The organism is Thalassospira sp. UBA848 (assembly GCF_002295455.1).
Lineage (GTDB): Bacteria > Pseudomonadota > Alphaproteobacteria > Rhodospirillales > Thalassospiraceae > Thalassospira.
Genome location: NZ_DBGS01000140.1, coordinates 1 through 5,232, shown reverse-complemented (window position 1 = coordinate 5,232; position 5,232 = coordinate 1). Strand labels below are relative to the sequence as shown.

General features: G+C 45.8%; 4 protein-coding genes. 2 read left to right on the top strand and 2 right to left on the bottom strand.

Annotated elements, in window-relative coordinates:
- A partial coding sequence (locus tag B2R48_RS19470) for a hypothetical protein (protein WP_297003614.1) occupies positions 1–401 on the bottom strand: 401 nt, incomplete at its 3' end.
- A 400-nt stretch (positions 402–801) separates the two neighbouring features.
- Here B2R48_RS19470 and B2R48_RS19465 point away from each other — a divergent pair.
- Together B2R48_RS19465 and B2R48_RS19460 are read left to right on the top strand one after the other, a co-directional pair.
- Positions 802–2,298, top strand: a complete 1,497-nt coding sequence (locus B2R48_RS19465) for a toll/interleukin-1 receptor domain-containing protein (protein WP_297003612.1) — start codon at positions 802–804, stop codon at positions 2,296–2,298.
- The gene (locus tag B2R48_RS19460; RefSeq protein WP_297003609.1) at positions 2,295–3,812 is read left to right on the top strand and encodes a hypothetical protein; all 1,518 of its coding nucleotides are present in this window, start codon (positions 2,295–2,297) and stop codon (positions 3,810–3,812) included. The genes B2R48_RS19465 and B2R48_RS19460 overlap by 4 nt, the downstream gene beginning before the upstream one ends.
- A gap of 24 nt (positions 3,813–3,836) precedes the next feature.
- Here B2R48_RS19460 and B2R48_RS19455 read toward each other — a convergent pair whose 3' ends face one another.
- Entirely contained in the window at positions 3,837–4,988 is a 1,152-nt protein-coding gene (locus tag B2R48_RS19455) for a PIN domain-containing protein (RefSeq protein ID WP_297003607.1), read from the bottom strand.
- Positions 4,989–5,232: the final 244 nt, after the last annotated feature.

Below are 5,232 nucleotides of genomic sequence, written 5' to 3'. Positions count from 1 at the left end.
AGCGCATACTGGCTGGCGCGGGCATCTTCAAGCTCGGTCAGGTTGACCGGGATAAACCGCTCCGGGGCGAGGGCGCGGAAAGAGGCCGCGATGCTGAGTACGGTAAAGACCAGAGAAAGCCCGATCACCCCATAGGTCACAACGGTCCAGATATTGGCAAGAATGCTCACCTGATGGCGGGTGGCGCGCAGCACGCCGACCACTTGCCAGGCAAAAACAACACCATGAAAAAGAAGGATAAACGCAACCGTCGCGATCAGGGCGGGGATGCGATCAGGGATATAGGGCGGGAGCGTAAAGCGATCGGCAAACAGGATCAGGGCACGGATCAGGATCAGGTTGACGGCCAGCGCGAATAGTAGCGCGTGCTTTCCTTGCCAGTGATCTCGGATATAGGGCAACCGATCTTTTCCTTAAAAGTTCAGATCCTTCGCTGATGATATAATTTTAGCGCGGTTCGGAATAGTTCTACGCGGGCTTATAGGGCTAACTGCTTATGTTTTTCCTATGAAAACCCATCTCCCAGTCGAGAGATTAAACTAGGCTGCGCTGTACCCTCAACATCATAAGCAAGCAAAACTAAAATGAGAACGGGCTAGTGCATGTGAAGAGTATGGCCATTCATCTTTGGTTATGTGCGTTGTGATAAGGGCACGCAAAAGTTGAAAGTTGATGTTGGTAGATACGTGAACAGAATATAGGCTTAACGAAGAGTTGGTATTGTGGATGCACCTTAGAGTAGAGTGTTGGTGCTGTTAATTAGCGCAGATAAGTGTCTTGAAATATGTAAGAGAGTGTTAGGTGGAAAAGAATAATAACGCTGAACGCGCTCAGGCCACCAAACGTGATCTCGTCTTTATCAGTCATGCAACGCCTGGGGATAACATTTTTGCTACTTGGCTCGGGTCTAGGCTGACGATGGCCGGGTATGAAGTATGGTGTGATCAGCAGAAGTTGATTGGTGGGGAGGACTTCTGGAAAGATATAGAGGCGGTGTTACGCACACGAACTGTCAAATTTGTTGTCGTGATCTCTGCAAATGCTTTCGATGAACATGGGCACTTGAGGGATGGGATTGCAAAAGAAGTAGCGCTTGCGAACATCCTCAAAAAACAAATTGAGGATGAATACTTCATCATACCTGTCCGGATAGATGCGACTAGTTTTAGCGATTTCTCAATAGACTTTTTGAGATTGAACGGTATCGACTGCTCCGCAAATTGGGCGGATGGGTTCGATAGTCTGGTTGAGGTATTTGAAAGAGATCACGTGCCTCGAGAAGAGAACATGGAAGAGTTCGCAATTCAGTCTTGGCGTCAAGTACATAAGTACCACGCAAGATCATTGGTAGGTGGCGACGAGCTGCTTCAATCGAATTGGCTTGAGATTGAAGACTTGCCTCCCATGCTGCATTTCTATGAGATAATGAAACCGATTAAATCGTCAGAGCCACGCTCAATTGCTGCATCATGTAGTTTGCCGTGCATTGATCACGGGCGCTTGTTGGCATGTTTTGCAGAGTCTGAAGAGTTTCAATCTGTGCTAGGGGAGACAATACCCATAAAGCACCGTTACTCTCTTGCTACTGAGGATTTTTTAATTGGTGAGACACATGGATTCTCACAAATAAAACAACGTGATGCCAAAAATAAAATCGCTTCTATTGTCCGACAAGCATGGGATATAGCCCTAGAAGGCCGGGGATTATCTCCCTACGAAATGGCAAACCAGAAAATGGCATGGTGGTTCCCTAAGGGAGTGCCTGAGGACGGACAATTAAGATACTTAGATTTCAATGGAAAGGCCCGGCGCCGTGCAGTTTCAGGCACGCGCGGCAAGAAACAAGATGGCAACGGAAAAGAGGTTCCAAGATATTATTGGCACCTGGGATTTACTGGGAGAGTATTTCTGGGAGACCTGTCTGTCATCGTGCTGCAGCCTCGCGTTATAATTTCGGAGGATTCAGAGAACCCACTTGAAAATAAGACACGTATGAACTCAGTTCGACGCTCATTGACTAGTATGTGGTTCAATGAAAAATGGCGAGGGCTGATCATGGGGTTCGCTGCATGGCTAGCTCAGGAAAACGAATACATCGAATTGCAGGTATCAGAGACACAATCTATTCGCCTCTGCTGCCGTCCATTAACCTTGTCGACTGATGTTTGCATTCAATCAGATCCCGTCTCACAGGATACAAGTGATAGTAGTGAGGAAGAGAATGAGAGAATGGAAACGTACCTCCGTATGAGCGACCCTGCCTTCATATTGCGTGAAGACGAAGAGGAAGAAATATGACGGAGCGAAACCTGAAATTTGTTCCTGAAACTCAACTTGAATTTGCTCACGGCCAGTGCGAGGAGCATCCAAAAGACGGGTTGTTTCTATACGGCCCATTGGCTTCACCAGTTTCAGGTGGAGTCCTGAAGTACGGGGTTATCGGAACAGATAAGGGAATTGAGTTGTTTGCAAAGTGGCGGACATCGGTTCAGGGATATATCGCTCCATACAAGGAAGGTGTTGCCCATCATTCTGCTTTTCCGGGCTTTCAAGCCGCATTTGGAATGAAATGGCCTGAGAAGCCGTTAGCTGAGTTACGTGTTTCGAATACCAAAATACAGGACACCATCCGTATTCGGAATCGTCATGAGTCGATCAAGAAAACCGTCGATATATTTTCTGACGCGATATCGGACCATTTGAACGATGAAGCAGATATCACTCCAGACCTTTGGTTCGTTATTATTCCGGGTGAGGTGTTTTTATGGGGAAGACCACAGAAAGCGCCGCCGATCTCAGAACGTAAAGCTGGTTCAGCGCAGATGAAAAATAAGGACGCTAGAGAGTTTTTAGCTGAGCCCTCAATGTTTGAAGAAGACAACCAGCAGGCACAACTTCAGTTATATGATTTGAATTTTCATAATCAGCTTAAAGCAAGATTACTCAATAAAGCTGTTGTGCAAATTATTAAGGAGACAACACTTGATCAGGCTACTTGGCCTGAAACCGCGATGGAGAAGCGAACAATTCAAGACCCAGCAACCTTGGCATGGAATCTTTGCACGACAACCTATTTTAAATCGGCAGGTCCTCCATGGAGAATACGTGATATACGTCCAGGCGTTTGTTACGTCGGTATCGTATTTAAGAAAGACTCTTCGGACCCAGCCTCAGGAAATGCTTGTTGTGGTGCTCAACTATTTTTGCGTTCTGGAGATGGGTTGGTTTTCAGAGGTGCAGTTGGTCCTTGGTATTCCAAAGAACTTAGGCAGTTCCATTTGCCGCGGGCAAAAGCTTCTGAGCTGATGAAATTAGTTATCCAAGCTTACAAGCGCATCCATGGTGAACCACCACAGGAAATATTCATTCATGGTCGTACTCGTTTCGACAAGGAGGAGTGGCTGGGATTTAACGATGCCAAGACAGATGAGACAAAAATTATAGGCATTCGAATACGCCCTACCGATGAACTAAAGCTTTATCGCTTAGCAAAACAACCACCAATCAGAGGTACGTATTATCAGGTCCATAAGCGAATGGCTTATCTTTGGACAAAGGGATACGTCGCGAGGTTTAATACTTACCCGGGCTTTGAGGTGCCAAATCCCTTAGCTGTAAATATTGATTGGGGCGATGGTGACTTACACCAAGTCGTTTCCGATATACTCGCCCTGACAAAGGTCAATTTTAACGGGTGTTCATTTTCAGATGGGGTTCCCGTAACCCTTAAATTTGCGGATGCAATTGGAGAAATTCTAACTGCTGCACCAAATATCGAAGGCGCACCTCAGCCGTTCAAGTATTATATTTAAGCGGGAAGCATCTTTTCTCGGTTGCTAGTATTTTTCGTGCGTAGGGTCTTCGGGGGGGAATGGCTCAATGTGACCGAAGTATATCTCCGAAACGTCAATGTAGACCTTAACGTCTAAGACCTCCGGCTCGGGGATTTCATCTGTTTCTCTTTGGACAGTTAAAACCAATCCTGCGGTGATGTTTTGTTCTGTATCGTAAGCTTGCGAACTTAAATGAACCTCATCTCTGTCGAAGCTGTCGGTCACGTAAAAATCAAATGATGCAAAGAACCTAACAGTAGCATCCACCGCAATCGTAAAAACAACCTCATCTTCTGTTGATTCGATAACAATGGGAGCAACACCGTCCATAATTGAAAATGTCTCCAGTGTTGCACCTTCTGAATTCCCTTCGAACTCGACGGGCGCGCTGCCATCAGCCAGAAAATAAAGGCTTTCCAGTTGGTGCTCGAATTCTCTCTGTATGGACTCTTCAAGATCTTTAGCATTCCCCTCCTGCCATAGCGCGATAACATGGTCAGCGGTTTTTCTGCCTGAATCATTAAAGTAGGAAAGTGCTAGTTCTAAGTCATCAATACAGACCAAAAAGTCGGAATTATCGGCAAACTTTTGCCAACCTTGATCGGATGAAACACAGAGTATGAGGTTTTTGCCGTGTTTGGCTGCTCTTTCCAAAGAGAGTAATGCAAATGCGTCTGGAAACTCATTTTTCTTCTTGGCATTATCTTCGAAGGGGGGCTGTCTTTCAAAGTAGCGTGTGATCAAATCATCTGTAGATGAATCTGATGCTGGAACGATTTCGCCCTTAACTTCAGAAAGAAATTTGTCGAATTGCAACTTAGCCGCTTCTGTAGCGTCGCTGTCCAGCGATAATTCTTTTTCTATTTTTTCGCCGTCGAAATCAATCTGCCATCGTTTAGCGTGATCTTGAAGAGCCTTGTTTACAGCTTTGCGAGTGCTCTCCGCAGCGCGGGAGATGTGGGACTTGATCTCATTCTCGACTATTTCAGATATGAGAACTTTTATTGTTCCATGCTGAAACTGATCTAATGCTTTGAGAACCTTGTGCTCTAGGTTGCAACCAAACTTATCAATGATTGACGTATCAACAGTAATCGCTAGGAACTGGTTCTTTGCGATGTGATCTTTGATCTGCTCAGGCTCTAGGTGAGGCAATTTTAGTCTCTGTTTGTATAGTGTTTGTTGTTGTCTGCAATTTTAGGCGGTGGAATAAGTGAATTGCAACAATAAATAGTTGAGCAAAAAAAACACCCCCGACCTAACGACCGGGGGTGTTCTCACATCAGAGCCCAAAAGCTCCAATCCAAATCACATCAGGCGATCAGCCTCTTACGCCAGATCAAAACGATCAGCGTTCATGACTTTTACCCACGCTGCGACGAAGTCCTTGACGAACTTC

Coding starts and splice junctions, on each gene's coding strand:
- B2R48_RS19460 (WP_297003609.1), top strand. CDS start 2,295: ATGACGGAGCGAAACCTGAAATTTGTTCCTGAAACTCAACTTGAATTT.